We start from the raw sequence: 24,868 nt of genomic DNA, 5'->3' as shown, positions 1-24,868 counted from the left end.
CGCAAGAACGGCCTCCACATCATCACCGCGCTACGCGACGCCATCACCGGAAACCCCTGGCTGCCAACGAACACCGAAATGCCCTGAACAGTTACTTGAATTCATGGACGCGAACCGAGTTTCGGCAATGTCAGGGTCACCGCTGCGGTGGTCAACCAGCTCAACAGGTCGGCGAGAGGAATGCGGGAAAGCCGTTCCGGCCACTCTTCGGCCACGGTGTGCAGCACGAGTTCGTCGTGCCGCGGTTCCACCTTGGTCAGCTTTGTCCCCGGCGGAAGTTCCGGCAGGGGCAGCACGATGGGCTGGAAGCGCTTCGGTGGGCGGAGAGTGCGCTGTCCGATGTGGAGAGTGCGGGGTACGAGCACGACGGCGTCGTCTTCCACTTGGGCTTCGAGGGTCAGGTGGCCCCAGTGCGGCTTCTTGGCCCAGTGGATCTGGAGCAGCCCGCTGTCCGCCGGGGCGGCCACGATCCCGGGCCGGACCTTCGCCACCCTTTCCCGGAGCACGTCCGCGGACACGGCGATCCGCAGTTCGACGCGGGCCGGCTTGGCGGCCGGCGTGGGCAGCGAGCGGAGGCGGACGTCTTCGGCGAGCACGGTGACCCGGCGCAGCGGAATGCTGCCGCCGTCGCCTTCGGGCCAGTCGACGTCCTCGGCGACGATCCGGACGTCGCCGACGCGGCCGGTGGCCAGGCGGAGGCTGTCGGCCGGGTAGTCGAGCTCGGCGAGAGTCAGGCCGACATCGCGCCCGTCGACCTTGGCGGTCAGCCTGCGCCCGACGAGCTGCTCGGTGACGGTGCGCACCAAGGCAGCCGGCGTGACCGGGACGTTCGGGAGCAGGGAACGCCCGGCCGCGGCCAGCCCGGCCAGTTCTGGCCAGGGCGACCAGCCGTCGAACCACCTGCCGTCACTCATCCGTCCAGTGTCGCGGAAGAAGAGGAGGTCTGCCGCCAGCAGGTCACGCGAAAGCGGCGCTTCTCACCCGGCTGCCGATCGAGAGCCACCTGCCGCCACCGGAGGGGGCGGTGACGACAGGTGGCAGTTCGGAGGGCGGTGTCGCCCGCCGGTCACCGGCTCGCGAACCGGGCGATGATGCCGGTGATGACCAGCCAGAACACCGCGGCCAAGCCGAAGTCGAGGATGACTTGGAGGCTGGGGTTGTCCACGTTGAACAGCCCCGGCCAGAACAACGCGAGAGGGACCGCCAACGACTTGATGAAGATGAAGAATGCGTTGCCGGCATTGGCGCCGGCGAGCACCATGATCATGTAAAGGACTTCGATCCCCGCGAAGATCGCGCCGATCGCCGTGATGACCCGCACGGCCGTGTTCCGACTGGTGGTGGTTCGCCAAGGAGACATGTCCGGAAAATTCCCGGAATGGGTGACCGATCAAACGCTCCAACCCCAAAATTGCGCCGTTCGGCCGCTCCCTGTTGCTCTCCGCTGTGCCTCCGGCACGCTCAGTCGCCCCCAAATGCCGTCCCAGTCACGCGTGATGCCCTCCCCGTCACGGGTGATGCCCGTCCGTCACGCCGGTTCCGGCTTCAATCACGCGAGTTCCGGCTTCAATCACGCGGGTCCCGTCCTCGATCACGAGAGTCCGGGCTCGGAGGTCGCGACCGTCAGCGCAGTCCGGCATCGCCCAGCAGCCGAGCGATGGCCCAGTCCTGCACCGCGAGACCCACCGACTTGAACACCGTCCGCCCATTCACCGCCGGCGGCGCACCCAGCGCATCGCCGAGCTCGACCAACGAGGAGCGCTTCACCAATCCGCTCTCCACCGCGTGGATCACCTCACCGGCTTCCTCGAGCACGGCCTCGACCTGATCCACCACGACGCACTCGGCAGTACCGAGCAGCTCGGCCGGAAGCTCCCGCATGGAAGGCAGGTAGGACCCGATCGCATTGACGTGAACCCGCTCAGGCAAGTCGTCCACATCGAACAGGGGAGTCGAAGACGAAGTAGCACAACAAACGATCTCCGCATCCGAAACCGCGTCAGCGGCCGAAGCGGCAACCCGCGTCACGATGTCCGGGAACTCGGCCCGTAGCCGGTCCGCGAAGACGTGAGCACGCGACGGATCCCGTCCGAACACCGCCAGCCGGCGAACCGGCCGCACCGCCGTCACCGCTCGCACCTGATCGGCGGCCTGCGCGCCGGTGCCGAGGAGCGCCAGGCAGTCGGCGGAGGCCGGCGCGAGCAGGTCCGTCGCGACGCCGGACGCCGCGCCCGTGCGCAGCGTCGTCACCTCGATCGCGTCGGCGACCACCTGGCCCGCGGCGGTGTTCCACACCAGCGTCCCGAGGATCATCGGCGTGCGGCCGGCGACCAGGCTGAGCGTCTTCACCACCGTCGTCGACGTCGGCGTGTGGCAGGCGCTCATCACCAGCGTCGTGCCGCCGCCGAAGGACAACCGTTGCGGCACCACGAAACGGCCGGCGGCGAGGTCGAGGAACGCGTCTCGCACCGCGTCGACGGCGGCGGTCATCGGCACGGCCGCCCGGACGGCGTGAGCATCGAGCATGCGCGGTCCCTTCGGAGTCGGAAACTGCCGCTAGCCTGACGGGGTGCCCGATGCCACGCAAGATCCACCCGTCGAGGAACAGCGGTTCGCCCGCGACGACTGGTACGGGGAGGAGATCACCGGACGGCACTACGTGCGGTGCCAGTTCCACGAGGTCGACTTCTCGGAGGCGCACACGCGGAACTCGGTCTTCACCGACTGCGTGTTCGGCAACGTGCGCTTCAACGCGTCCCGGCACACGGACTCGGCGTTCACCGGCTGCGCCTTCAAGCGCTGCAACTTCTTCGACGCCGAGTTCACCGGGTGCAAGCTCGTCGGAGCGACGTTCAGCGAGTGCGAGCTGCGCCCGCTGCGGGTCACCGGCGGCGACTGGTCGTTCGCCGGGCTGGCCGGCGCCGACCTGCGGTCGGTCGCCTTCCACGGGGTGCGGATGCGCGAGGCCGACCTCACCGGAGCGAACTGCGCCGACGCCGTATTCGCCGACGTCGACCTGTCGGGGGCGGCGCTGCACGCGGTCAAGCTGCTCCGCGCCGACCTGCGCGGCAGCGACCTGTCGGCGCTCGACCCGGTGAACGCCGAGCTGGCGGGCGCGATCGTGTCACCCGAACAGGCTGCGGTGCTCGTCACGTCGCTCGGGCTGCGCGTCCGGGCGTAGGCTCGGCCCGACCGGGAAGGAGGGCCGCGATGGGCGTCGTGACACCGGGGTTCCGCGGCCGGGCCCGCAGCGGCAACCCGCGCCTGCCACCCGGGCAGTACCTGGCCGAAGACTTCCCCGTGCTGTCGGCCGGCCCGACCCCGCGCGTGCGCACCGAGACGTGGGAGTTCACGGTCACCACCGAGACCGGCGAGAAGCACGCCTGGAGCTGGGCCGAGCTGATGGCCCTGCCGAGCGAGAAGCCCACAGTGGACATCCACTGCGTCACCCAGTGGTCCAAACTGGACACCCGCTGGCGCGGCGTCTCGGTCGACACGCTGGTCGGTGGGCTCGACACCGCCGCCGATTACGTCATGGTGCACTCCTACGGCGGCTACACCACGAACCTGCCGCTCGCCGACCTGCTCGACGGTCAGGCGTGGATCGCCTACGAGTACGGCGGCAAGCCGCTCACCCCGGAACACGGCGGCCCGGCGCGGCTGCTCGTGCCGCACCTGTACTTCTGGAAGTCCGCGAAGTGGGTGCGCGGCCTCGAGCTCAAGACCCGGGACGAGCCCGGCTTCTGGGAGAACGTCGGCTACCACGACTACGGGGATCCATGGCGCGAACAGCGGTATCAGGGCGACTAGCCTGGCGGGTCGCCCGCTTGGCCGAATTCCGCGACGAGACCCCGACGGCCCGCACGCTGGTCTTCGACCTGCCCGGCTGGCCGGGGCACCTGGCGGGCCAGCACGTCGACGTCCGCCTCACCGCGGCCGACGGCTACCGGGCGCAGCGCAGCTATTCGCTCGCCGCGCCCGCCGACGGCGACCGTGTCGAGCTGACGGTCCAGCGCGTCGCCGACGGCGAGGTGTCCGAGCACCTGGCCGGCCCGTACGCGATCGGTGACCCGGTGGAGATCCGCGGCCCGGTCGGCGGCTGGTTCGTCTGGCGTCCGGCGGACCCGGCACCGGTCCTCCTGATCGCGGGCGGCTCGGGCATCGTGCCCCTGATGGCGATGATCCGCGCCCGCCGGGCGGCGGGCGTCCGCACGCCGTTCAAGCTGATCTACTCACTGCGAACCCCGGCCGAGCTGTACTACGCGGACGAGCTGCGCGCACCGGTGGCGGGGCTGGACATCACGTACGTGTACACGCGCGAGCAGCCCGAAGGCCGCCCGGGAATCCCGCGACGCATCGACGTGGCCACGCTCAACACAGCGGGCTGGCCGGCCGAGTTCGGCGCGTCCTGCTTCATCTGCGGTCCCACGGGTTTCGTCGAGACGGCGGCGGACATCCTGGTCGCCCTGGGCCACGACCCCCACCGCATCCGCACGGAGAGATTCGGCCCCAGCCGCGACTGACTCACAGCAGTCCACAACCCGGCCGTGATGTGGACAACTCGCTCCCGCCGGCGCTCATTTTCCGTTCCCGTCGGACACCCCCAGTACGCTGGAAGCGGGGCCGGTCCCCCGGAGAGGGTGGGGGCTGCTCTCAGGGCGCCGATACCGCCGTTCGCCCGACACCCATCCGATGATTAGGTGACAGTGCGCCCCGGTGAGCGGGAATTTATCGACACCGTCGCGCAGAGATCCTATGTTTCTCTCCATGCTGACCAAGTGGGGCTCGAAGCGGCGCCGCAGCGTGGCGACCGTTCTCCTGGGGGCGGGCGCCCTGCTCGCCGCGACCGGGCCGGTGGCGGCCGCGGATCCTGGCTCCGCGAGCCGCGACGTCTACGTGTCACCCGCCGGCTCCGACCGTGCGCCCGGTACCGCGCGGCAGCCCGTCCGGACCCTGGACAAGGCGCGCGACCTCGTGCGCCAACGGGCGCCGCACCTCACGCGGGACCTCACCGTGCACCTCGCCTCCGGTGTCTTCCGGTTGGCGCGGCCGCTGCGCCTCGACGCCCGGGACTCCGGTGGCAACGGCCACCGCGTGATCTGGCAGGGCGGCGGGGACACCGAGCTGAACGGCGGAGTGCGCGTCACCGGCTGGCGGCCGGTCCCGGGCCGCCCCGGGTTGTTCGCCGCGGGTGCGCCCGCCGGGCTGAACGACACCCGGCAGCTCTACGTCGACGGTGTCCGCGAGCAACGCGCCCGCGGCCCGCTGCCCGTGACCGTCAAGGCCACCGGCACCGGGTACACCGCGAGCGCGGACACCCTGGCGCACTGGCGCAACCCGAAGGACATCGAGTTCGTCTACACCGCGGGCGAAGCGCTCTGGAACATCCAGCGGGACGGCCTCGGCCAGTGGACCGAGCCGCGCTGCCCGCTCGCCGCCGCCCAGGGCACGACGATCACCATGGCCCAGCCGTGCTGGGACAACTCGACGAAACGCGTCCTGTTCCCGGACATCCCCGGCCGCAGCGTGAACATGGTCGGCCCGGCGGACCTCACCAACGGCCGGCACCCGTCCTACGCGGAAAACGCTTTCGAGCTGCTCGACGACCCGGGTGAGTGGTACCTCGACCGGCCCGCTCACCTCGTCTACTACCGGCCGGCAACGGGCCAGGACCTGCGCCGCGCCGACGTCGAGATGCCGGTGCTGGAACAGCTCGTCGACGCGCGGGGTACGGCCGAAGCGCCGATCCACGACATCGCCTTCCGCGGGTTGCGCTACTCGTACGCGACGTGGCTCCGGCCGTCGTCGCCGGAGGGCTTCTCCGAAATCCAGGCCGGGTACACGATCACCGGCTCCGACGGCTGGGCCGTCCAAGGACTCTGCCAGTTCGTGCCCGGCGGCACCTGCCCGTACGCCTCGTGGACGCGCGAACCCGGGAACGTCTCCGTGTCCCACGGCCGGCGCGTCGAGTTCGCCGACAGCGTGTTCGCCCACCTCGGCGGCGCCGGGCTCGACCTCGTCGACGGCACCAAGGAGTCCCAGGTCCGCGACGACGTCTTCACCGACATCTCGGGCAACGGCGTGCAGGTCGGCGGCGTCGACAAGCCGGTCACGGACACCGATGCCGACGTCGTGCGCGACGTCGCGCTGACCGACAACCACCTCTACGGCCTGCCCCGCGAGTTCCACGGCGGCGTCCCGATCGTCAACGGCTACACCGTGCGGAACACCATCGCCCACAACCAGATCGACCACGTCGGCTATTCTGCGGTCTCGGTCGGTTGGGGCGGCTGGCCGGACAAGATCAAGAGCCCGGCGACGCCGAACCTGTCGCACGACAACGCCGTGTCGGACAACCTGATCTTCGACTACATGCTGATGCTGGACGACGGTGGCGGCATCTACACCCAGGGCATCACCGGCAGCTCCCTCGACGACGGCGAGAAGGTCACCGGCAACGTGGTGCACGACCAGTGGGGGCTGGGCAAGGGCGTCTACACCGACAACGGCAACACGTACGAGACGGTCCGCGGCAACGTCCTGTACCGCATGGCGTACGCCAACGTCGGCACGGTGCACGTCGACTACCGCGACGGCCTCGGCAACAACGACCCGACGCTGACCGAGGACAACTACTGGGAGCAGGGCGACCGCGACAAGGTCGACAAGGGCGCGATCCTGCGCGGCAACAAGCTCCTAGGGAGCCCGGCCGACGCCCCGGCGGCGGTCGTCGCGAACGCGGGCCTCGAACCGGCCTACCGCGGCCTGCTCACGCGCCGGGTCGGCGGCGCGGCGCCGCCCGAAGCGCCGTCGCGGGTCGGCACGTTCGCGGTGTCGGGAAAGCTGTACGCGACGTGGAACCCGACGTACGCGTTCAACAACGCGCCGGTGACGGACTACGTGGTGACGGCGACGGGTGGCGGCCGCGCGAAGTCGGCGACGGTGTCCGCGGCCGACTTCGCGAAGCGCGCGTACGCGGAAGTCCCGGGCCTGACGGACGGGACGGCGTACACCGTGACGGTTTCGGCGCGCAACGCCTACGGCACGAGCGCGCCGTCCCTGGCCGCGGCCCCGGTGACACCCGGCCCGAAGCCGGCCGTGCCGCCAGGCGTCCCGACGAGCGCGAAGGCGCTGCCGAGCGCGACGGCGGCCTCGATCCGCTGGAACCCGCCGGCGGTGACGGGGGACACCCCGGTGCTGGGCTACGTGATCACGGTGTCCGACGGCCGCACGATCACGGTGGAGGGCCGCGACGCCCTGGTCACCCAGCCGACGATCAAGGGCATGACGCGGGTGGTGGACGACCTGAAGCCCGCGACGGCGTACACGTTCACGGTCGCGGCCGTGACGGCGACGGGAACGGGCCCGGCGGCGTCGTTCACGGCGACGACCGCGGCCTGACCGCGGGCGGGGTCAGGGGGTGTCCGGGCGGGAAAGCAGCTCTCGCAAGGTCGCGAGCAGTTCCCGCCGGTCCGCCGCTCCGAGCTTCCCCCGGATGCGGGCCATGTGGTGCTCGACGGTCTTCCCCGAGATGAACAGCTTCGACCCCGCCTGCTTGTACGTCAGCCCCTCCACCACCAGCCGGGCCACCTCGAGCTCCCGCTCGCTCAGTGCCGCCAACCCGGTCCCGGCCGCCGCGGGCTCCGATGTTCCCGGCTCCCGGCGGGCCGCCGTTCCCTGGAACTGGCGGGCCGCCTCCAGGAGCCGGACCATCGCCTTGCGGTCGGACGTGCGGATCGCCGCCTGGCCGGCCAGGCGGGCCGCATCCCAGCGAAGGCCCAGGTCGTGCATCTCGGCCGCCGCCGCGGTGATCGTGTCCGGGTCGAACGTGCCGCCGAGGACCGACAGCCAGCACCGGGCCGCCGTCGCCAGCGCGCTCGGGTAGCGGCCGCAATGGGCGTGCGTGGCCAACGTCGCCAGGTGCGCCTTCGCCGCGTCCGCGTCTTCCAGCGTGATCGCCGCGTGCAGTTCGTGCCACACCAGGGAGACTGTCCACAGTGGAGGCTCGTCCAGCCGGGCCAAGAGGCTGTGGGCGCGTTCCAGCTGGCCCGAAATCTTCGCGTACGCGCCCGTGCGGGCCGCCGCGATCGCCAGCTCGCCCAGGGGCAGCAGCGTGAACAGGTCCGTCTGCTGGCGCATCGACGCCTGGTAGGCGCGGTGCCACGACCGCTGCAGCCCCACCAGATCACTGGCCCGGCGCGCCAAGCCGAGCTCCAGCGTCGCGAAGAACAGCTCGTCGCGGGCCTCCAGCGTGCGGCCGGCGACGGCGTCGTGGTGTTCGGCCGCCGTCGCGAGGTCGCCGACCGTCATCGCGACCCAGCCCAGGAGCAGGCGGTGCCGCACCGAAAGCAGGTCGCCGCCGATGCCGCCGTCGAGCGCCCGGGTCAGCACCGGCTCCGCCAGCGCCAGCTCCCCGGTGTGCAGCGCGGCGAGCGCGGACAGCGCCGCCGGGCTGTCCGGCAGCAGCGTGCCGCCCAGCGCCGGCTCCAGCATCGCCGCCGCGCCGAGCAGCGTCGACAACGTCTCCGTCGCGCAGCCGGACACCGAATCGGCGATGCCGCGGGCCATCCGGGTGGCGGCGCCGGCGAACAACGTCGGCGCGACGCCGGGCGCCGGGGAGTCGAGGAGGCGCCGGGCGCCGTCGGCGTCACCGGTGCCGACGAGCGCGATCGCCGCGAACGCGTCGGCCCCCGGCCAGTTGCCGGCACCCGTCCCGCCGGCCTCGGTTCCGGCGGCGCTGCGCGAAGCCCAGTGGTACAGCTCCGCGCTGCGGGCCAGCTCACCGCGGTGCGCCAGCACGGTGGCCGCGATCGCCGCCCCGGCCGCGCGGGTCTCCGCGTCCGCCGCGCCGAGCATCCCGTCGCCGAGGCGCAACGCCGTGTCGAGGTCGCCCGACAACGCTGCCGCGCGCGCCCAGCCCGCCGTGACGGCCGGGGCCCGTTCGCCCGCTTCGGCGGCGGCTTCGAACAGGCGGGTCGCGAGCCGCGCGTCGGCCGGCAACGCTTCCGCGGCCGCGGCGGCGAACGCGGCCGCGGCGGACGCGCCCGAGCTCCCCGTGCCGAGCAGGGAGCGGGCCAGGTCCAGTACCGGGAGGCCGTTCGCCAGCTGCAGCTCGACGAGCCGCTGCACCGTCGTCAGCCGGCGCGCGGGCGGCCCGAAGTCGCGGACGGCGGCCGCGGCCAGCGGGAGCAGCGTGTCGTCCGGGCCGAGCAGCCCGGTCGCGCGGGCCGCGTCGACGATCGCGGGGAGCTGGTCGGGTTCGCGGTCCAGCAGCGCGCACAGCAGGTCGAGGTTGCGCCCCGCCCCGGCTTCGGCCGCGATCAGGTAGCGCAGGACGTCGTCGTCGAGCTCGTCCAGCTCCGGCCGGAACTCCTCCAGCCGCCCGAGCAGCTCGCGCTCGGCCAGCCGCGGCACCCCGCCGCTGCGCGCGTGCAGCTCGGCCGCCGCCGCGGGATCGGCGGCCGAACCCGTCACCGCCGAGATCAGCCGCGCGATGTCCCCGACGCCGAGCGGGCCGAGCTGCAGCAGCGTCCAGCCCGACGCCACCGCGGCCGGCCGGTGCGCGACGACGATCGGCCCGTCCGCGCCGGTGAGCAGCTCCTCGAGCTGGTCGGCGCCCAGCCGGTCGGCGTCGTCGACGAGCAGCGCCTCGACGCCGGCCGCGCGGAAGCAGCGGTCGAGCGCGGCGAGCAGCACGCTCTTGCCGTACCCGCCGGGGGCGACGACGGCCAGCCGCAGCGGCGCGGCCGGATCGGCCTTGACCTGGTCGAGCAGCTGACGCGCCGCCGGGTGCACGGGAACGGTGCGAAGCGGGGAAACCTGCGTGAGCAGAGTGTTCAACAGTGACCTTCACCGGAGGGGGCGCCGGGGCCGGCGCAGTGGCTCGGGGCGGGGGAGGGGTCGGGGCCGGCGGTGGCTTCGCGGGCGGTGAGGGTGATCGCCACGGCCGAGAGGGCCGCGGCGAGCACGAGGACCGCGGCGGCGAGGGGACGCCGCCGCCGGAACAGGTTCATCGGGCTGCTCTTCTCGGGCAGCTCGAACGGCGTGATCTCGATCGGCGGCCGGGGTGGCCGCTCGCCGAGGTCACCGAGCGTGTCCACCTGGGGGAGCAGGGTGGTCTCGACGGCGGGGGGTTCGTAGGGGGTACCCCGGTGGTCCGCGCGCAGCGCCGCGAGGGCGGCCGCGCCGAGCGCGGTGGTCGCGGGCGGAACCGGTCCCGCGAACACCGGGCACGGCGGCCGGGCCGGCAGCGCGTGCGGCGGGACGTCTCCGCAGAACACCACGCCGGCCAGGCCCTTGGGGGACGTCGACGCCGCGCCGGCGAGGGCGAAGAGCGTGCTGAGGGCCGCGGCCGGGGCCACGCCCTCGGCGCTCGCGGCCGGCTGCCAGCCGCTCGCGCCGGTCGCCGTGGCCAGGGTGACGTTCACGCCGTCGGCGCCGAATTCGCAGACCCCGGCGGCCGTCGCGCCGGGGCCGGGGACGGGCAGGTGCGCGCCGAGCGCGGCGATCGAGCCGGGGACCAGCGTCACCGCGGGGAACCCGGCGTCGGCCAGTGCCCGGCGCAGCACGTCACGGCGGTAGCCGCCCCAGTCGCCGGGGTGGGTCAGCACCAGGTGGCGCGGGGCGCCGCCGAACAGGTTCGCGGCGTGCTCGGCGATGCCTTCGACGAGCACGGTGGTCAGCGTCTCGGGCGGGAACGGCTCGCCTTCGACGAGCATCGGTACGTCGTCGCCGATCCGCCGGTGGAAGCCGGTGAGCAGCCGGGACGGGACCCGGGCGCCCGCCTGCGCGGCCGCGTCGCCGGTGAGCAGGTACCCCTCGTCGTCCAGGAAGAGCGCGGACGCGGCGGCCGGGGTCCGTTCACCCAGCCAGAGGGGTTCGGGGTCGCCCCAGCCGGGGCCGTGGCGGCGGCAGGTCGCGGCGTGGGTCCGCCCTTGTGCCACATCGATCCCGAGGACGTAGGACAACGCCGCTTCCTCCTCACCTCGCGGGAGCCGATCGGGGGCGCGGAATCCCCCCTAGGGCTCGGGGCATCCTCACCCAAACGGGTTAGTCAAGCAAGTCGTTGGAGGGATTTAACCCAACTGAGCGCGTCGCGGATGAGCCCCTAACTCCCTAACGATGACATATCGATCCCCTATCGGCTGACCCGCCTGCGACTCGGAGTGATCCCCGATGTGCGTGGGGGGACCGGGTCCCTAACTTGATGACGGAGAGCAGCGGTCCTTGCGACCGACGCCGTCCCCCGAACCACCGGACCAGGAGAAAACCCCATGGACTCCGTGCAGACGTTGCACGATTTCGCCCTGAACCTGCTCAACGACCCGACCGCGCTGGCGGCCTTCGGGACGGACCCGCAGGGCGCCCTCGCTGCCGCCGGTCTCGGCGACGTCAGCGCCGCCGACGTGCACGAGGTCATCCCGCTGGTGCTCGACTTCGTCCCGGTCGACAGCCTCCCGCTCGTCGGCAGCCTCCCCGTCGTCGGCGACCTGTCCCTGGTCGGCACCGACGCCGGCGGCATCCAGGGCGCGATCGACCAGCTCACCGCCCTCACCGCGGGCCTCGGCCTGCCGTCCGTCCCGGAGCTGCCGGTCGTCGGCGACCTCGGCGGCGAGCTCCCCGGCCTTGGCACCCTGCCGGGCATCAACGAGATCACCAACGTCGGCAACATCACCAACGCCGGCAACGTCACCGCCCTGGCGGGCAACGTCACCAGCGTCATCATCGGTGGCGACCTGGCGAGCGGCCTCGACTCGGCCGCGCTGACCAACCTGACCGCGGCCCCGGCCTACCTGACCGACGCCAACGACGGTGTCCTCGCCGGCGCCGTCGACCAGGCCCACCAGGCCGTGGGCGGCGTCGTCGACCAGACGCACCAGGCCGTCGGCCTGGCCAACGCGGAGGTCCACGAGGTCACCGCCGACATCCACGACGTCACCGGGGGCCTCGGCCTCAGCGACACGGTCGGCAGCCTCACCGGGCACATCGGCGACTTCTCCGGCATCCTCCACGGCGCCGGCGACATCGCCTCCCCGCACGGCGGCCACGTCGCCGGACACGGCCTCGGCGACGTCACGAGCGTCGTGACGAACGCCACCGGCATCAACGTCGAGCACAACGTCGCGGGCGCGGTCGGCGACATCGCCAGCGGCAACAGCGCCGGCACCGCCGTCCACGACGTGGTCTCCGACGTGGCGGACGTCAGCCACAACGCGCTGGGCAACCTGCACATCGGTGACATCGCGTCGAACGACATCCACCTCGGGCACTGATCCCCGAACCGGTCACCGGTGCCCGTCCCGCGGTCTGGGTGCAGCCGCGGGACGGGCACCCGGTGTGCGCACAGGGAGTAAACCGGGGACACTCGACCGCTGTGACCGCACCGGCTTGGCTCGAAGTGCTCAACGAGACGCTGGACGCGTGCCGCACCCACGGCCGCGCCGATCTCGCCGAGCGCCTCCGCAGACGTCGTGACGCCCCCGAGGGGCAGATCCGGCTCGGCGTGCTCGGGTTCCCCAAACAGGGCAAGGGATACCTGCTCAACGCGGTGCTGAACGCGCCCGTGTGCGCGGTCGGCGACGCCCCGACCCCCGAAGTCCCCACCGAAATCGGCTACGCCCCCGAACCCGCCGCCACCCTGGTCAGCCGCTCCCGTGAACGGACGCCCGTCGCGGTCGACCGGCTCACCGGTGAGCTCGGCGCCCGGCCCGCCGGGACGCTCAGCCGCGTCGAGGTCGGCGTGCCGCGCGAGCTTCTTTCCGCCGGGCTCGTCCTCGTGGACACCCCACCGGTCGGCGACCCGCGGTCGCCGCGCACCGCCGCCGCGCTCGACCTGCTCGCCGAAGCGGACGCCGTGATCCTCGTCTCCGACGCCACGGCACCGCTCAGCGCCGCCGAGCTCGCGCTGGCCCGGCACGTCCGCACCTGGTGCCCGCACGTCATGCTGGCGCTCACCAAGATCGACGCCGCCCCGGGGTGGCGCGCGGTCGCCGAGCGCAACCGCGGGATGCTCGCCGAGGCGGGGATCGACGCGCCCGTCCTGCCGGTTTCGGCCGTCGTGCGCCAGGCGGCCGCGAAGGCCGGGGACGCCGAGCTCAACGCGCGTTCGGGCTTTCCCGAGCTGCTCACGTGGATCGCCGAGCAGGCCGCGCGCCCGCCCGAGCAGTCCCGCGCCCTGCTCGCCGCCGTCGGCGTGCGCGCCGCCGCCGCGGAACTCGTCGAGTCGCTGCGCGACCGCATTGATACAGCCGCCCACGACGCCGGGCTCGGGCAGGCCGCGCTGCTGCAGCGCGCGCAACGCCGCGCCGACGACCTGCGGCGGCAGAACACCCGGTGGCAGAACCTGCTTTCCGACGAAGTCACCGACCTGATGGGCGACGTCGAGTACGACCTGCGCGAGCGCACGCGCAAGATCGTCAACACCATCGACCAGACCTTCGACGAGGGCGACCCGGCGAAGGTGTGGGACGAGTTCGCGCCGTGGCTGGACGAGACCCTGGCTGACGCCGTCGAGACGAACTACGCGTGGCTGGCCGAGCGGGCGCAGTGGACCGCGCAGGCGGTCGCGGCGTGCTTCGGCGCCCAGTACGACCGCGCGCTGCCCGATCTGCCGCTCGACGGCTCGGGCATCGAAAACCTCGACGACGTCCGGCGCCCGAAGATCGAGAAGTTCAAGATCGGCCAGCAGGCCTTCACCGGGCTGCGCGGCTCCTATGGCGGGGTGCTGATGTTCGGCCTGGTCACCAGTCTGCCGTGGCTGGGCCTGCCGCTGATCAACCCGGTGTCGATCAGCGCCGGCGCGGCGTTCGCGGTCAAGACGATCCGCGACGAGGGCGGGATGCGGCTGCAGCGGCGCCAGGCCGTCGCCAAGCAAGCCGCGCAACGGCACGTCGACGACGTCTTCCTGCGCTACAGCAAGGAGTTCCGCGACGGGATCCGCGTCGTGCAGCGGCGGCTGCGCGACCACTTCACCGGGCTGGCCGAGGACCTCGCGGACGAGCTGACGCGCGAGCGCGAGACGATCATGGCGGGCACGGCCGAGCGTGAGCGCAAGACCGGGCACATCCGCAAGGAGATCGACCGGCTCGCCGGCCTGCACCAGCGCGCGGGCGAGCTCGGCACGATCGCGGGGCGGCAACGGCGGGAGCTTTCGGCGTGACGCAGGACGTCCGCGACCTGCTGCACGCCGCGGCCGGGCTCTACCGCGACGACCCGCGTGCTTCCGCGGTCCTCCACGACTGCCTCGACCGGCTGGAACAGCCGCTGCGCGTCGGGTTCGCCGGGGCGCCGTCGTCGGGCAAGACGACGCTCGCCGCCGCGCTGGGCGAGTGGCCGACGCGGGCGCTGCGCGACCTCGTCCTGCTGGACGACCCCGGCCCGGCCGACGACCTCCCGGACGCGACCGTGCGGCTCGTGCGCCACCTCGAACCGGACGAGCTCGCGGCGGCGCGCCCGCCGGGTGGTTCGGCGTTCGCGCGGCAGAGCGCGGTCAACTCCGTGCTGGTGCTGGCCCGGGCGGACGAGGTCGGCGCGGGCCGGATCGACGCGTTGCTCACCGCGAAGCAGCTGGCGCGCCGGGCCTGGCGGGAAGACCCGCTGTGCACGGGCTTCCTGGGCGTGATCGCCGTCGCCGGGCAGCTGGCCTACGGCGGGCGGTCCTTGCGTGACGACGAGTTCGACCTCCTGGCGGCCTTCGCCGCGGTGCCGCGCGAAGAGCTGGAACGGCACGTGCTTTCGGTGGACTCGTTCACCGATCCGGCGTTCCCCGGCCCGATCCCGGTCGAGACGCGGCGATCGCTGGTCGTGCGGTTCGGGATGTTCGGCGTCCGGCTGGCGCTGACGCTGATCCGCACCGGCTGCGACGACCGCGTCAAGCTCTCGGCGGAGCTGGTCCGCCGCAGCGGGCTCGGCGAGCTGCGCGACACCCTCGCCGGGTGTTTCGTGGCGCGGGCCGAGGCGTTGAAGGCGCGCACGGCGATCATCCGCTTGGAAGCCCTGCTGGCGGCCCAGCCGCGCCCGGGCGGCGACCGGCTGGTGTCCCGCGTCGAGCGCTTCGCGGCGGCCGCGCACGACTTCCGCGAGCTGCGCCTGATCGCCGACATCCGCGGCGGCCGCACGGCGCTGTCCGGCGAGCCGGCGGAGGAGGCGGTCCGGCTGCTGGGCGCGCAGGGCACGGCCCCGGCGGACCGCCTGGGCCTGGAACCGGACGCGGACCCGGGCGACATCTACGACGCGGGCCTGGACGCGCTGCGGCGGTGGCGGCACGAGGCGGAACGTCCGGACCGCCCGCACGCGGAGCGCACCGCGGCACACGTCGTGGTGCGCTCGACCGAGGGGCTCTTGGCGTTGTTCGCCTGATCCGGCACGGTTGACGGACGGGCGACCGCGACGCACCATAGACCGGTCTATGGTCCAGCGCCGGCCCAAGGAGCCCCCTGATGCCCGAAGACGTCCGCCCTCGTGTCCGGCTGTTCGGCGAGCTCCTGGCGCATTGGGCGCGCGAACGCCCTGGCGACACCGCGCTGATCTTCGGCGACCGGCAGTGGACTTGGGCGGAGTTCGATGCGCGCGTCCGGCGGCTGTCCGGCGCTCTCGCGGCGGCCGGCGTGGGCCGCGGCGACCGCGTCGCGTTCGTCGACAAGAACCACCCCGCCTGCCTGGAGACGACGTTCGCGGCGGCCGGGATCGGTGCGGCCAACGCCGTGGTGAACTGGCGGCTTTCCGGCGACGAGCTGGCGTACGTCCTCGAAGACGCGGGTGCGAAGGTGGTCTTCGTCGGCGCGGAACTCGTTCCCGCGCTCGACGCGATCCGCGACCGGCTGCCGGCCCTCGAGCGCGTGGTGGTCGTCGACGAGTACGAGTCCTTTCTCGCCGGTGCCGAGCCGCACACCGAGTCCGGGCTGGACGAGGACGACGGCGTCCTGATCATGTACACCAGCGGCACCACGGGTTTCCCGAAGGGCGCGGTGCTCACGCACCACAGCGTCATCGCGCACGGCCTCGCCGCGGGCACCGCGTTCCCGATCGGCCCGGGTGACGTCAACCTCGTCGCGATGCCGCTGTTCCACGTCGGTGGCAGCTGCTACGCCGTTTCCGGGTTCCTCTACGGCGAACCGTCCTACCTGACGCGCGAACCGGACGCGGCGTCGCTGTTCGCCGCGCTGCAGGCCGGGATCACGCACGCTTTCCTGGTGCCCGCCGTGGTCGCCGGGATCGCCCAGGCCGGCGAGGCCGCGCTCAAGGCGTTCTCCCGCCTGAAGTACCTCTGCTACGGCGCGTCGCCGATGCCGCTCCCGTTGCTGCGCACGGCGCTCGCCGCATGGCCGGACACCCGGTTCGCCCAGGTCTACGGCATGACCGAGCTGTCCGGCGCGGTCACCGCCCTGACCCCGGAGGCGCACCGGGACGCCTCGCGCCCCGAGCGGCTGGCGTCGGCGGGCACCGCACTGTCCGGAGTGGACATCCGGATCGTCGACCCGGTGACGGCCGAGGACGCGGAGGTCGGCGAGGTCTGGATCCGCACCGAACAGCGGATGTCCGGCTACCTCGGCAAGCCCGAGGCGACCGCGGAGACCATCGTGGACGGCTGGGTGCGCACCGGAGACGTCGGACGCCTCGACGACGGCGGGTTCCTGTTCCTCGAGGACCGCGTCAAGGACATGATCATCACCGGCGGCGAGAACGTCTACTCGCCGGAGGTCGAGCGCGTCGTCGCGGAGTTCCCCGGCGTGGCCGAGGTGGCCGTGATCGGCGTGCCGGACGACCGCTGGGGCGAGCAGGTCAAGGCCGTCGTCGCGGGGGAGGGCCTCGACGCCGACAAGCTCATGGAGTTCTGCCGCGAGCGGCTGGCCCACTACAAGTGCCCGCGCAGCGTGGACGTCGTGGAAGCGTTACCGCGCAACGCCACCGGCAAGATCCTCAAGCGTTCGCTGCGCGAACCCTATTGGCGGGACCGGGACCGGAACGTCTGATGCCCCCGGTCACGCGGCAGGCGTACTTCGCGGCCGCGCTGGACGTGTTGGCGGAGCACGGGTTCACCGAGCTGAACGTCGGCCGGCTGTGCCGCGGCCTCGGCGTGACGAGCGGGTCGTTCTACCACCACTTCGGCGGCTGGCCCGGCTTCGTGGAGCAGCTCCTGGACCACTGGGAGAACCGGCAGGTGCTCATCCTGCGGAGGAGGAACTTCGGCAGCGGCGGTCCGTCGGCGGACTTCGCCGCGCTGATGGACCTGACGCTCGGGCTGCCGCACGAAGCCGAGGCCGCCATCCGCGCGTGGGCGGCGAACGACGAAACCGTGCGGGCGGCGCAGAAACGCGTCGATTCCGCGCGGCTGCGGACGGTCGGGCGCGCGGTCAAGGGCATCGTCGGCGACGGCGACCTCGCGCGGACGTTGACGTCCCTGGGCATGGCGATGCTGGTGGGGCACCAACAGCTGGCGTCGGCGGGGGAGCACAGCGAGCTGGCGACCCTGCTGGCGGAGTACGCGCGGCTGGTGCACGCCCGGGCTTCGTGAGTGTCAGGGCGGTTGGAACCGCCCTGACCACTCACGAACCCGGGGTCAGGCGTTGCCGAGGATCCGGCTGACCGTGATCTCCAGGACCACCCGCTGCGGGTTCGGCTTGGGCTGCCGGTAGCGCGAGGCGTAGCGGTTTTCCGCGTCGCGCACCGACTCCGGGTCGTCGCGCAGCACCGCGCGTCCCTCCAAAGTGGACCACTTCGGGCCTTCCAGCTGGCAGACCGCGACCGGGACGCCGTCGGCGCCCGCGGCCCGGATCAGCCGGGCCTTGACGGACGTGTCGAACGTGATCACGCGGGCCAGCCCCGCGTCGAAGTCCACGGTCACGCCGACCGCGACGACGTGCGGGGTGCCGTCCGGCCGGACCGTCGTCAGGGTGGCCAGCCGGCGCTCGGTCCAGAAGGCGCGGAAGTCCGCGCCGCGGTCGATCTTCATGCGGTCCACGCTAGTCCGTGTGGCCGGAGGGCCGTGAGACCACTCACGGTCATTGTAAGGAAAGTTTCCTAATGGTCTTGACCTGGTCTTGAACCTTCTGTCACGCTCTGATTGCCGTCGCCGCAGCCAACGATGTCTGTCCACACGGAGGACTGATGAAGAGAACCATCCGCGCGGTGGTGGCCACGGCAGCGACTCCGCGACCGACGGCGACCTCGAAATCGCGTACGGCCTGCTCGTCGCGGACAAGAAGTGGGGCAGCACGGGCTCGGTGAACTACAAGACCGAAGCCGTCCGGATCATCAACGCCATCAAGAAGTCCGAGATCGACAACAGCACGAAGTTCACGCTGCTCGGCGACTGGGGCAACGACGCGGAGTACAAGAACAGCTCGCGTTCGTCGGACTGGATGCCGGGGCACCTGCGGGCCTTCGCGAAGGCGACCGGCGACAGTTTCTGGGACCAGGTCCGGACCCGGTCGGAGACCGCGGTGAGCCGGCTGCAGTCGCAGTACGCGCCGAACACCGGGCTGCTGCCGGACTTCGTGGTCACCACGAACTCGACGCCCAAGCCGGCGCCGGCGGACTTCCTCGAGGGCGAGTACGACGGCAAGTACAGCTGGAACGCCTGCCGCGACCCGTGGCCTGGGCGCGGACGCGATCACGGCTTCGGGGAGCGCGGCGACGGCTCAGGTCCGCAAGATGACCACGTGGATCAAGTCCGCGACGGGCGGCGACCCGGCGAAGATCCAGAGCGGCTACTCGCTGTCGGGCTCGAAGACGGAGAGCGGCCGGCACCCGTGCTTCACGGCCCCCGTTCGCGGTGGCGGCGATGACGGACGCGGGCAGCCAGGCGTGGCTGGACAAGCTGTGGACGTCGATCTCGACGTGGTCCCCGGACGCGTCGGACTACTACGGGACCGGCATCACGGTCCAGGTGCTGCTGATCCTCAGCGGTAACTACGTGGCCGCCTAGGCCGGCTCGCGCGGCGGCAGTCCCGCGGCACGGTAGATCTCGTCGATCACGGTCATCGTCTCGACCGCGTCGGCCGCCGAGGTCTTCACCGGTTCGCCGCGCAGGACTGCCGCCGCGAACGCGTCCAGCTGGTACGCATACGTCGCCCGGCGCGGGAACTTCTCCGTGCGCCGCGCGCTGCCGACACGCACCGAAAACCGGTGGTAAGCCTGCGGCATCAGCGGGTTGAACACGCTGAGCGAGCCCTTCGAGCCGGTCACCTTCGCGCTGATCTTCAGCACCGACGACGACCACATCGAGCACGTCACCCGGCCGGTGTGGCCGGAGGGGTAGCGAAGCTCCGCTGTCATCGCCCGGTCGACCCGGGGCGAACGCAGCTTCGCCGAAGCCGAGACCACCGCCGGGGTCTCGCCGCCGCCGAACGTCCGCGCCATGTGGACCGCGTAGCAGCCCGCGTCCATCGTCGCGCCGCCCGCCAGCTCGTAGTCGTAGCGGATGTCCGAGAACTTCGGGAGCGGGAAGCACAACGCCGTCTCCACGCGCTCGAGCGTCCCCAGCTCGCCGGACGCGACGATCTCCTCCACCCGCAACGCCAGCGGGTGGTAGCGGTAGTGGAACGCCTCCATCACGACGCGATCGGACCCGGCGGCCAGAAGAGCGATCTCCCGCGCCTCCGCCGCGTTGGCCGTGAACGGCTTCTCGCACAGCACGTGCTTGCCCGCTTCCAGCGCCGCCCGCGTCCACCGCCCGTGGAGGCCGTTCGGCAGCGGGTTGTACACCGCGTCGACTTCCGGATCCGCCAGAAGCGCTTCGTAAGACCCCTGGGCGGAAGGGATGCCGTGTTTGGTCGCAAACGTTTGCGCGCGCTCGAGGGACCGTGCCGCGACCGCGACGACGTCCACTTCGGGGCGGGAAGAAGCGGGCTTGACCAGGGCAGCGGGGGCGATGCGAGCCGCCCCGAGGATGCCGATCCGCAGGCTCATGGCGCGAAGCTAGCACCGAAACGAATTTCAACAGTGAGTTGACCTCTTCAACAACGGGTTGTACCGTTCCGGCCAGCCGAACAGTGGAGGTCCGTTATGTCCCGTTGTCGCGCCGCACAGGCAGTGCTGCTCGCGAGCTTGGCCGTCCTGGTGACGGCCTGCGGTGGTGGTCCGGACGGCGCAGGCGGGACGTCGCAGGCTCCCGGCGCGCCCGCGTCCGGCATCCCGGACACCGCGGCGATCGTCCAGGGCGTGCAGAAGGACGCCCAGCTCAACGCCGCCCTGCCGGCGAACGTCAAGCAGGCGGGGCTGCACCTCGCGTCGAACCTGCAGTCCGCGCCCAACAACTTCTACGCCGCCGACGGCAAGACCCCCATCGGCTACGAGGTCGACCTCGCCAAGGCGATCGCCGCCAAGCTCGGCGTCCCCGTGACCCACCAGGACATGGCCTTCGGCTCGCTCATCACCAGCCTCCAGTCCGGCCGCATCGACTTGACCATGGCCGGCATGAACGACACCAAGGCCCGTCAGGCCCAGATCGACTTCGTCGACTACTTCACCTCGGGCATCACGATCATGATCCGCAAGGGCAACCCGGACGGCATCACCGGACCGGACGCGCTCTGCGGCAAGAACGTCGCCGTCGTGCAGGGCACCAGCCACCAGAAGTTCGCCGAAGCGCAGAGCACGAAGTGCACGCAGGCCGGCAAGCCCGCGCTGAACGTCACCGCGACCGACAGCGACAACCAGAACCAGAACCAGCTGCGCACCGGCCGTGTCGCGGCGATCCTCAACGACCTGCCCAGCGCCGTCTACATCTCGCGGACCGCCGGCGACGGCAAGTTCTTCGAGGTCGTCCCGGGCGAGCCGATCGAGGGCGGGCCGTACGGCATCGGCGTCAACAAGCAGAACACGCCGCTGCGCGACTCCGTGCAGAAGGCGCTGCAGGCGCTCATCACCGACGGCACCTACGGCAAGATCCTGCAGGCCTGGGGCGTCGAGCAGGGCGCGCTCAAGGAGGCCGCGGTCAATGGCGGCTCCTGAGCCACTGCCGATCGTCCGGCTGCGCCACTGGGGCCGGTGGGTCGCCGCCGTCGTCATCCTCGCCCTGCTCGTGCTGCTGGGCATCGCGCTCGGCAACGCGCAGATCGCGTGGAGCCAGGTCCCGGACTTCGTCTTCTTCAAGGTGATGGCGACCGGCCTGCTCAACACCGTCGTGCTGGCGGTGCTGTCGCAGGCCGTCGCGATCGTGCTCGGCATCGTCATCGCCCTGCTGCGCCGCAGCGCCAACCCGGTCGCCCGGTGGTTCGCCGCCGGCTACATCTGGATCTTCCGCGGCCTGCCGGTGCTGCTGCAGATCCTGCTCTGGTACAACCTGGCGCTCGTCTTCCCGGTGATCGACATCCCGTTCCTGGTCCACGCGCAGACGAACGTGCTGATCAGCGCGTTCACCGCGGCGTTCCTCGGCTTGGCGCTCAACGAAAGCGCGTACATGGCCGAGATCGTGCGGGCGGGCTTGAACAGCGTCGACAGCGGGCAGACGGAAGCGGCGAAGTCGATCGGTATGACGCCGGCCGCGACGCTGCGCCGGGTCGTGCTGCCGCAGGCCATGCGCGTGATCATCCCGCCGACCGGCAACGACTTCATCAACATGCTCAAGGGCACGTCGATGGCCTCGGTGATCGGCGTGACGGAGCTGATCCACGCGGCCAACAACATCTCGTCGAACAACCTGCTGGTGATGGAGACGCTGCTGGCCGCGGCCGTCTGGTACATGGTCGTGGTGACCGTCGCCGGCGTCGGCCAGCACTACCTGGAACGCTCGTTCGGGCAGGCCGACCGCGGGCCCCTTTCCCGCGCCGGCAAGGCGTTGCGCGGCGTGCCACTGGTGAGGAGTGCCCGTGTCTGAGCCGCTGCTGCGCGCCGTCGGCGTCAAGAAGTCCTACGGCCACACCGAAGTCCTCGGCGGCATCGACCTGGACGTCCACAAGGGACAGGTCGTCTGCCTGCTCGGGCCGTCCGGCGCCGGGAAGAGCACGTTCCTGCGCTGCATCAACCACCTCGAGACGATCGACGCCGGCCAGATCTGGGTCGACGGCGAGCCGATCGGCTTCCGGCAGCGCGGCGGGAAGCTGTACGAGCTGCGCGAACGTGAGGTGGCGCGGCAACGTCGTGACATCGGCATGGTGTTCCAGCGGTTCAACCTGTTCGCGCACCGGACGGCGCTGGAGAACGTCGTCGAGGGCCCGATCCGGGTGCTCGGCCGCAAATCGGACGACGCGCGCAAGCAGGGCCTCGAGCTGCTCGACCGCGTGGGGCTCGCCCATCGCGCCGGTGCCTACCCGGCACAGCTGTCCGGCGGGCAGCAGCAGCGCGTCGCGATCGCGCGGTCGCTGGCGATGAAGCCGAAGCTGATGCTGTTCGACGAGCCGACGTCGGCGCTCGACCCGGAGCTGGTCGGGGAGGTGCTGGAAGTGATGAGTACGTTGGCGGGGGAGGGGATGACGATGGTCGTCGTGACGCACGAGATGAGCTTCGCCGCGGAGGCCGCCGACGAGGTGGTGTTCCTGGCCGACGGCGCCGTCGTCGAGACCGGGCCGCCCTCGGAAGTACTGAGCGCGCCGAAGCACGAACGGACCCGGCAGTTCCTGGCGAGGATCCTCGCGTGACGCGGATTTCGCCCCGGTACCTGCTCCAGTTCGACGAGCCCGCCGGCTACCTCGACTTCGCCCGGTTCGGCCCGCCGTCCCACGCGGTGCTCGACACGACCGCCGCGCTGCTCGACCAGGCCACCACGGCCGGTCCGTCCACTGTGGACGAGCTGATGCGGCAGGAGATCCGGGCCAAGGCGGCGGCCGCGCGGCTGTCCGGTTCGGACACCGACCACACGGTCCTGCTGCCCAACACCAGCCTCGGGTTGTTCCAGGCCGCGTTCCACAGCTCCGGCGAGGTGCTGGTGTCGGCGGCGGAGTTCCCCGCCAACACCTACCCGTGGGCGCGTGCTGAACAGGCCGGACGGCTCACGTTGCGGCGGCTGACCGGCGGTTACGTGACGCCGGAGCGGGTCGCTTCCGCTTTGACGCCGGAGATCACCACGGTGAGCGTCAGCGCGGTCGACTTCCGCACCGGCTTCCGCGCCGACCTCGCCGCGCTGCGCGACGTCGTCGGCGATCGGCTGCTGGTCGTCGACGGCATCCAGGGCTTCGGCGTGATCGAGGCGCCGTGGGAGGTCGCCGACGTCCTGGTCGTGGGCGGGCAGAAGTGGCTGCGCGCGGGCTGGGGGACCGGCTTCGCGGTCTTGTCCGACCGTGCGCTGGACCGGCTGGACCCCGTGCTGTCGGGGTGGACCGGCGCGCGCGACCCTGGCCTGTTCGACGACGAGATCCACCCGCCGGACGTCACCGCCCAGGCGTGGTCGATCTCCAACCTCAGCCCGATCACGTCCGGCGCGTTCGCCGAGGCTCTGGAGCTGGTCGAGGACGCCGGGGTCGGCGCCATCGCGGCCCGGATCGCCGAGCGGATCGGGTCCTTCGAGGAGGTACTCGCTTCCTGCGGCGCCGAGGTCGTCTCGGCTACCGAACGGCGAGCGGGAATCCTCGCGTTCACCCTGCCCGGGCACCCCGCCGAGCAGGTCGGCGCGGCGCTGGCCAACGCCGGGATCGCGGCGACCGTGCGGCCCGAGCACGTCCGGCTGTCACCGCACGCATCGACTCCGGCGGCCGCCGCGGACCTGCTCCGGGAAGCGTTGGAGACGCTGACCAAGCCGCGCGAACCGCTGGTCGTCCCGGCCGCGGGCGCGACGACGCACGAGGTGCTGACGGCGCTGGTGCCGGCGATCCCGGGGCTCGCGGCCATGCTCGGGCCCGGCAACGAGGTGCTGCTGCACGACCTGAGCCGGCTGCCGGACTCGATCGTCGCCATCGCCGGCGACCTGACCGGCCGCACCATCGGCGGGCCGATGACCGACCTGCTGCTCGGCCTGGTCCGCCGCGGCACCACCCAGGACCTGACGAACTACCGCACGCACGGGCCGGACGGACGCGCGATCCGCTCGTCGACGCTGTTCCTGCGCGACGCAGACGGGGTCGCGGTCGGCTGCCTGTGCGTCAACAGCGTCGACGCGTCCGCTTCGGCGGGCGGGAACGGCGAGCCGGAGACTTTCCCACCGGACGTCGACAGCCTGCAGCGGTTCCTCGTCGACCGCGCGGTGACCAAGGCCGGGATCCCGGTGGACCTCATGAAGAAGCGGCACAAGGCGGCGGTGGTCCGGGAGCTCGACGAAGCCGGCTATTTCCTCATCAAGGACGCGGTCGACCACCTGGCCGGGCGCCTCGACGTCACGCGCTACACGATCTACAACTACCTCAACGAGATCCGTGCCTGATCGGGGCCTTGCCCGCGGTCGCCGCGGGGCGCACCATGGCGCGCATGACCGAACCGGACACGCGGCGGGCGGTGCTTCGCATCGAAGCAGTGGACGCCGACGCCGAGGAGCTCGACGGGCTCGCCCGCCGGCTGCGCGCCGAGCTGACCACGCTCGACGTCGAGCTGGGCGCGGTGCCCGGTGAGCTGCCGGCGGGCGCGAAGGCCGCCGACCCGGTGACGATCGGCTCGCTCATGGTGGCGTTCAGCGCGGCGGGCGGCGTGTTCCCCGGCCTGGTCGAGACGCTGAAGGACTGGCTCGGCCGCCAGGCGGGAAAACACCGGATCAAGGTGACGGTCGACGGGGACACCGTCGAGCTGGAGCGGGCGACGTCCGCCGAGCGGCAGCAGCTGATCGACGCCTTCGTCCGGCGACACGGCTGACGCGACCGCGATCCCCGCATCGTCCACTCCGGACGGTGGGTGACCCGGGTATCCGATTTCCGCCTTTCGTAGGGCATTCGGGCCCGGCCACCCGTTTGCCGTCCCCGGTGGACGTGCGCGGGGCTAGGGTTCAGCCGCTCGAAGCTGAAGCCGA

General features: G+C 71.9%; 23 protein-coding genes. 16 read left to right on the top strand and 7 right to left on the bottom strand.

All coding sequences use genetic code 11. From position 1 onward, the window contains the following. Window positions 1-101: 101 nt before the first annotated feature. The 3 genes from AB0N03_RS11405 to AB0N03_RS11395 form a co-directional block, all read right to left on the bottom strand. Complete coding sequence (locus AB0N03_RS11405) at window positions 102-914, bottom strand: hypothetical protein (RefSeq protein ID WP_364368956.1); 813 nt, start codon at window positions 912-914, stop codon at window positions 102-104. A 152-nt stretch (window positions 915-1,066) separates the two neighbouring features. Then, on the bottom strand, window positions 1,067-1,321 hold the full coding sequence (locus AB0N03_RS11400; protein WP_364368954.1) for a hypothetical protein: 255 nt from the start codon (window positions 1,319-1,321) through the stop codon (window positions 1,067-1,069). 302 nt (window positions 1,322-1,623) lie between these two features. Next, entirely contained in the window at window positions 1,624-2,526 is a 903-nt protein-coding gene (locus AB0N03_RS11395; RefSeq protein WP_364368952.1) for an ornithine cyclodeaminase family protein, read from the bottom strand. 43 nt (window positions 2,527-2,569) lie between these two features. Here AB0N03_RS11395 and AB0N03_RS11390 point away from each other — a divergent pair, with 43 nt between their 5' ends. The 4 genes from AB0N03_RS11390 (at window position 2,570) to AB0N03_RS11375 (ending at window position 7,401) form a co-directional block, all read left to right on the top strand. Further along, the gene (locus tag AB0N03_RS11390; protein WP_364368949.1) at window positions 2,570-3,181 is read left to right on the top strand and encodes a pentapeptide repeat-containing protein; all 612 of its coding nucleotides are present in this window, start codon (window positions 2,570-2,572) and stop codon (window positions 3,179-3,181) included. Between the two features lie 29 nt (window positions 3,182-3,210). Continuing rightward, a complete protein-coding gene (locus tag AB0N03_RS11385) occupies window positions 3,211-3,810 on the top strand; it encodes a sulfite oxidase-like oxidoreductase (protein WP_364368946.1) in 600 nt (199 codons plus the stop codon). Then, on the top strand, window positions 3,780-4,523 hold the full coding sequence (locus AB0N03_RS11380; protein ID WP_364368943.1) for a ferredoxin reductase: 744 nt from the start codon (window positions 3,780-3,782) through the stop codon (window positions 4,521-4,523). The genes AB0N03_RS11385 and AB0N03_RS11380 overlap by 31 nt, the downstream gene beginning before the upstream one ends. 244 nt (window positions 4,524-4,767) lie before the next feature. Beyond that, on the top strand, window positions 4,768-7,401 hold the full coding sequence (locus tag AB0N03_RS11375) for a fibronectin type III domain-containing protein (RefSeq protein ID WP_364368941.1): 2,634 nt from the start codon (window positions 4,768-4,770) through the stop codon (window positions 7,399-7,401). Between the two features lie 12 nt (window positions 7,402-7,413). Here the strand turns inward: AB0N03_RS11375 and AB0N03_RS11370 are convergent, their stop codons facing one another. Beyond that, window positions 7,414-9,840, bottom strand: coding sequence for a LuxR C-terminal-related transcriptional regulator (locus tag AB0N03_RS11370; protein WP_364368938.1), 2,427 nt, complete (start codon window positions 9,838-9,840; stop codon window positions 7,414-7,416). Next, window positions 9,837-10,967, bottom strand: a complete 1,131-nt coding sequence (locus AB0N03_RS11365) for a molecular chaperone DnaK (protein ID WP_364368935.1) — start codon at window positions 10,965-10,967, stop codon at window positions 9,837-9,839. The genes AB0N03_RS11370 and AB0N03_RS11365 overlap by 4 nt, the downstream gene beginning before the upstream one ends. 306 nt (window positions 10,968-11,273) lie before the next feature. On the opposite strand from AB0N03_RS11365, the gene AB0N03_RS11360 reads away from it, so the two are divergent. The 5 genes from AB0N03_RS11360 (at window position 11,274) to AB0N03_RS11340 (ending at window position 17,512) form a co-directional block, all read left to right on the top strand. Continuing rightward, complete coding sequence (locus AB0N03_RS11360) at window positions 11,274-12,272, top strand: IniB N-terminal domain-containing protein (RefSeq protein WP_364368932.1); 999 nt, start codon at window positions 11,274-11,276, stop codon at window positions 12,270-12,272. A gap of 101 nt (window positions 12,273-12,373) precedes the next feature. Continuing rightward, complete coding sequence (locus AB0N03_RS11355) at window positions 12,374-14,158, top strand: dynamin family protein (protein ID WP_364368929.1); 1,785 nt, start codon at window positions 12,374-12,376, stop codon at window positions 14,156-14,158. Continuing rightward, window positions 14,155-15,357 carry a GTPase gene (locus AB0N03_RS11350; RefSeq protein ID WP_364368926.1) on the top strand — a complete coding sequence of 401 codons (1,203 nt, stop codon included), beginning with the start codon at window positions 14,155-14,157 and terminating at the stop codon, window positions 15,355-15,357. The genes AB0N03_RS11355 and AB0N03_RS11350 overlap by 4 nt, the downstream gene beginning before the upstream one ends. Before the next feature lie 80 nt (window positions 15,358-15,437). Further along, on the top strand, window positions 15,438-16,970 hold the full coding sequence (locus AB0N03_RS11345) for a long-chain fatty acid--CoA ligase (protein WP_364368923.1): 1,533 nt from the start codon (window positions 15,438-15,440) through the stop codon (window positions 16,968-16,970). Beyond that, the gene (locus tag AB0N03_RS11340; protein WP_364368921.1) at window positions 16,970-17,512 is read left to right on the top strand and encodes a TetR/AcrR family transcriptional regulator; all 543 of its coding nucleotides are present in this window, start codon (window positions 16,970-16,972) and stop codon (window positions 17,510-17,512) included. The genes AB0N03_RS11345 and AB0N03_RS11340 overlap by 1 nt, the downstream gene beginning before the upstream one ends. Window positions 17,513-17,557: 45 nt before the next feature. On the opposite strand, the gene AB0N03_RS11335 is transcribed toward AB0N03_RS11340, so the two are convergent. Further along, window positions 17,558-17,950, bottom strand: coding sequence for a TIGR03618 family F420-dependent PPOX class oxidoreductase (locus AB0N03_RS11335; RefSeq protein WP_364368918.1), 393 nt, complete (start codon window positions 17,948-17,950; stop codon window positions 17,558-17,560). 88 nt (window positions 17,951-18,038) lie between these two features. Here AB0N03_RS11335 and AB0N03_RS11330 point away from each other — a divergent pair, with 88 nt between their 5' ends. Together AB0N03_RS11330 and AB0N03_RS11325 are read left to right on the top strand one after the other, a co-directional pair. Then, window positions 18,039-18,785 (top strand): glycosyl hydrolase family 8, encoded by a 747-nt coding sequence (locus tag AB0N03_RS11330; protein WP_364368915.1) that lies wholly within the window; start codon window positions 18,039-18,041, stop codon window positions 18,783-18,785. Beyond that, a complete protein-coding gene (locus AB0N03_RS11325; protein ID WP_364368912.1) occupies window positions 18,782-18,925 on the top strand; it encodes a hypothetical protein in 144 nt (47 codons plus the stop codon). Before AB0N03_RS11330 ends, AB0N03_RS11325 begins: the two co-directional genes overlap by 4 nt. Here AB0N03_RS11325 and AB0N03_RS11320 read toward each other — a convergent pair. Continuing rightward, entirely contained in the window at window positions 18,922-19,908 is a 987-nt protein-coding gene (locus AB0N03_RS11320) for a Gfo/Idh/MocA family oxidoreductase (RefSeq protein ID WP_364368909.1), read from the bottom strand. The genes AB0N03_RS11325 and AB0N03_RS11320 overlap by 4 nt on opposite strands. A gap of 96 nt (window positions 19,909-20,004) precedes the next feature. Between AB0N03_RS11320 and AB0N03_RS11315 the strand changes: the two genes are divergently transcribed. The 5 genes from AB0N03_RS11315 to AB0N03_RS11295 are packed head-to-tail and all read left to right on the top strand — an operon-like array spanning window position 20,005 to window position 24,714. Beyond that, window positions 20,005-20,952: an ABC transporter substrate-binding protein gene (locus AB0N03_RS11315; RefSeq protein WP_364368906.1), complete on the top strand. Its 948-nt coding sequence runs from the start codon at window positions 20,005-20,007 to the stop codon at window positions 20,950-20,952. Further along, window positions 20,939-21,817, top strand: a complete 879-nt coding sequence (locus AB0N03_RS11310) for an amino acid ABC transporter permease (protein ID WP_364368904.1) — start codon at window positions 20,939-20,941, stop codon at window positions 21,815-21,817. The genes AB0N03_RS11315 and AB0N03_RS11310 overlap by 14 nt, the downstream gene beginning before the upstream one ends. Further along, window positions 21,810-22,577 (top strand): amino acid ABC transporter ATP-binding protein, encoded by a 768-nt coding sequence (locus tag AB0N03_RS11305; RefSeq protein ID WP_364368901.1) that lies wholly within the window; start codon window positions 21,810-21,812, stop codon window positions 22,575-22,577. Before AB0N03_RS11310 ends, AB0N03_RS11305 begins: the two co-directional genes overlap by 8 nt. After that, a complete protein-coding gene (locus AB0N03_RS11300; protein ID WP_364368898.1) occupies window positions 22,574-24,292 on the top strand; it encodes an aminotransferase class V-fold PLP-dependent enzyme in 1,719 nt (572 codons plus the stop codon). The genes AB0N03_RS11305 and AB0N03_RS11300 overlap by 4 nt, the downstream gene beginning before the upstream one ends. Before the next feature lie 44 nt (window positions 24,293-24,336). Then, a complete protein-coding gene (locus AB0N03_RS11295; protein ID WP_364368896.1) occupies window positions 24,337-24,714 on the top strand; it encodes a hypothetical protein in 378 nt (125 codons plus the stop codon). Window positions 24,715-24,868 lie beyond the last annotated feature (154 nt).

This window comes from Amycolatopsis sp. NPDC051061 (assembly GCF_040682935.1).
Classification (GTDB): Bacteria; Actinomycetota; Actinomycetes; order Mycobacteriales; family Pseudonocardiaceae; genus Amycolatopsis.
This window is presented reverse-complemented; position numbering and strand designations above follow the sequence as displayed.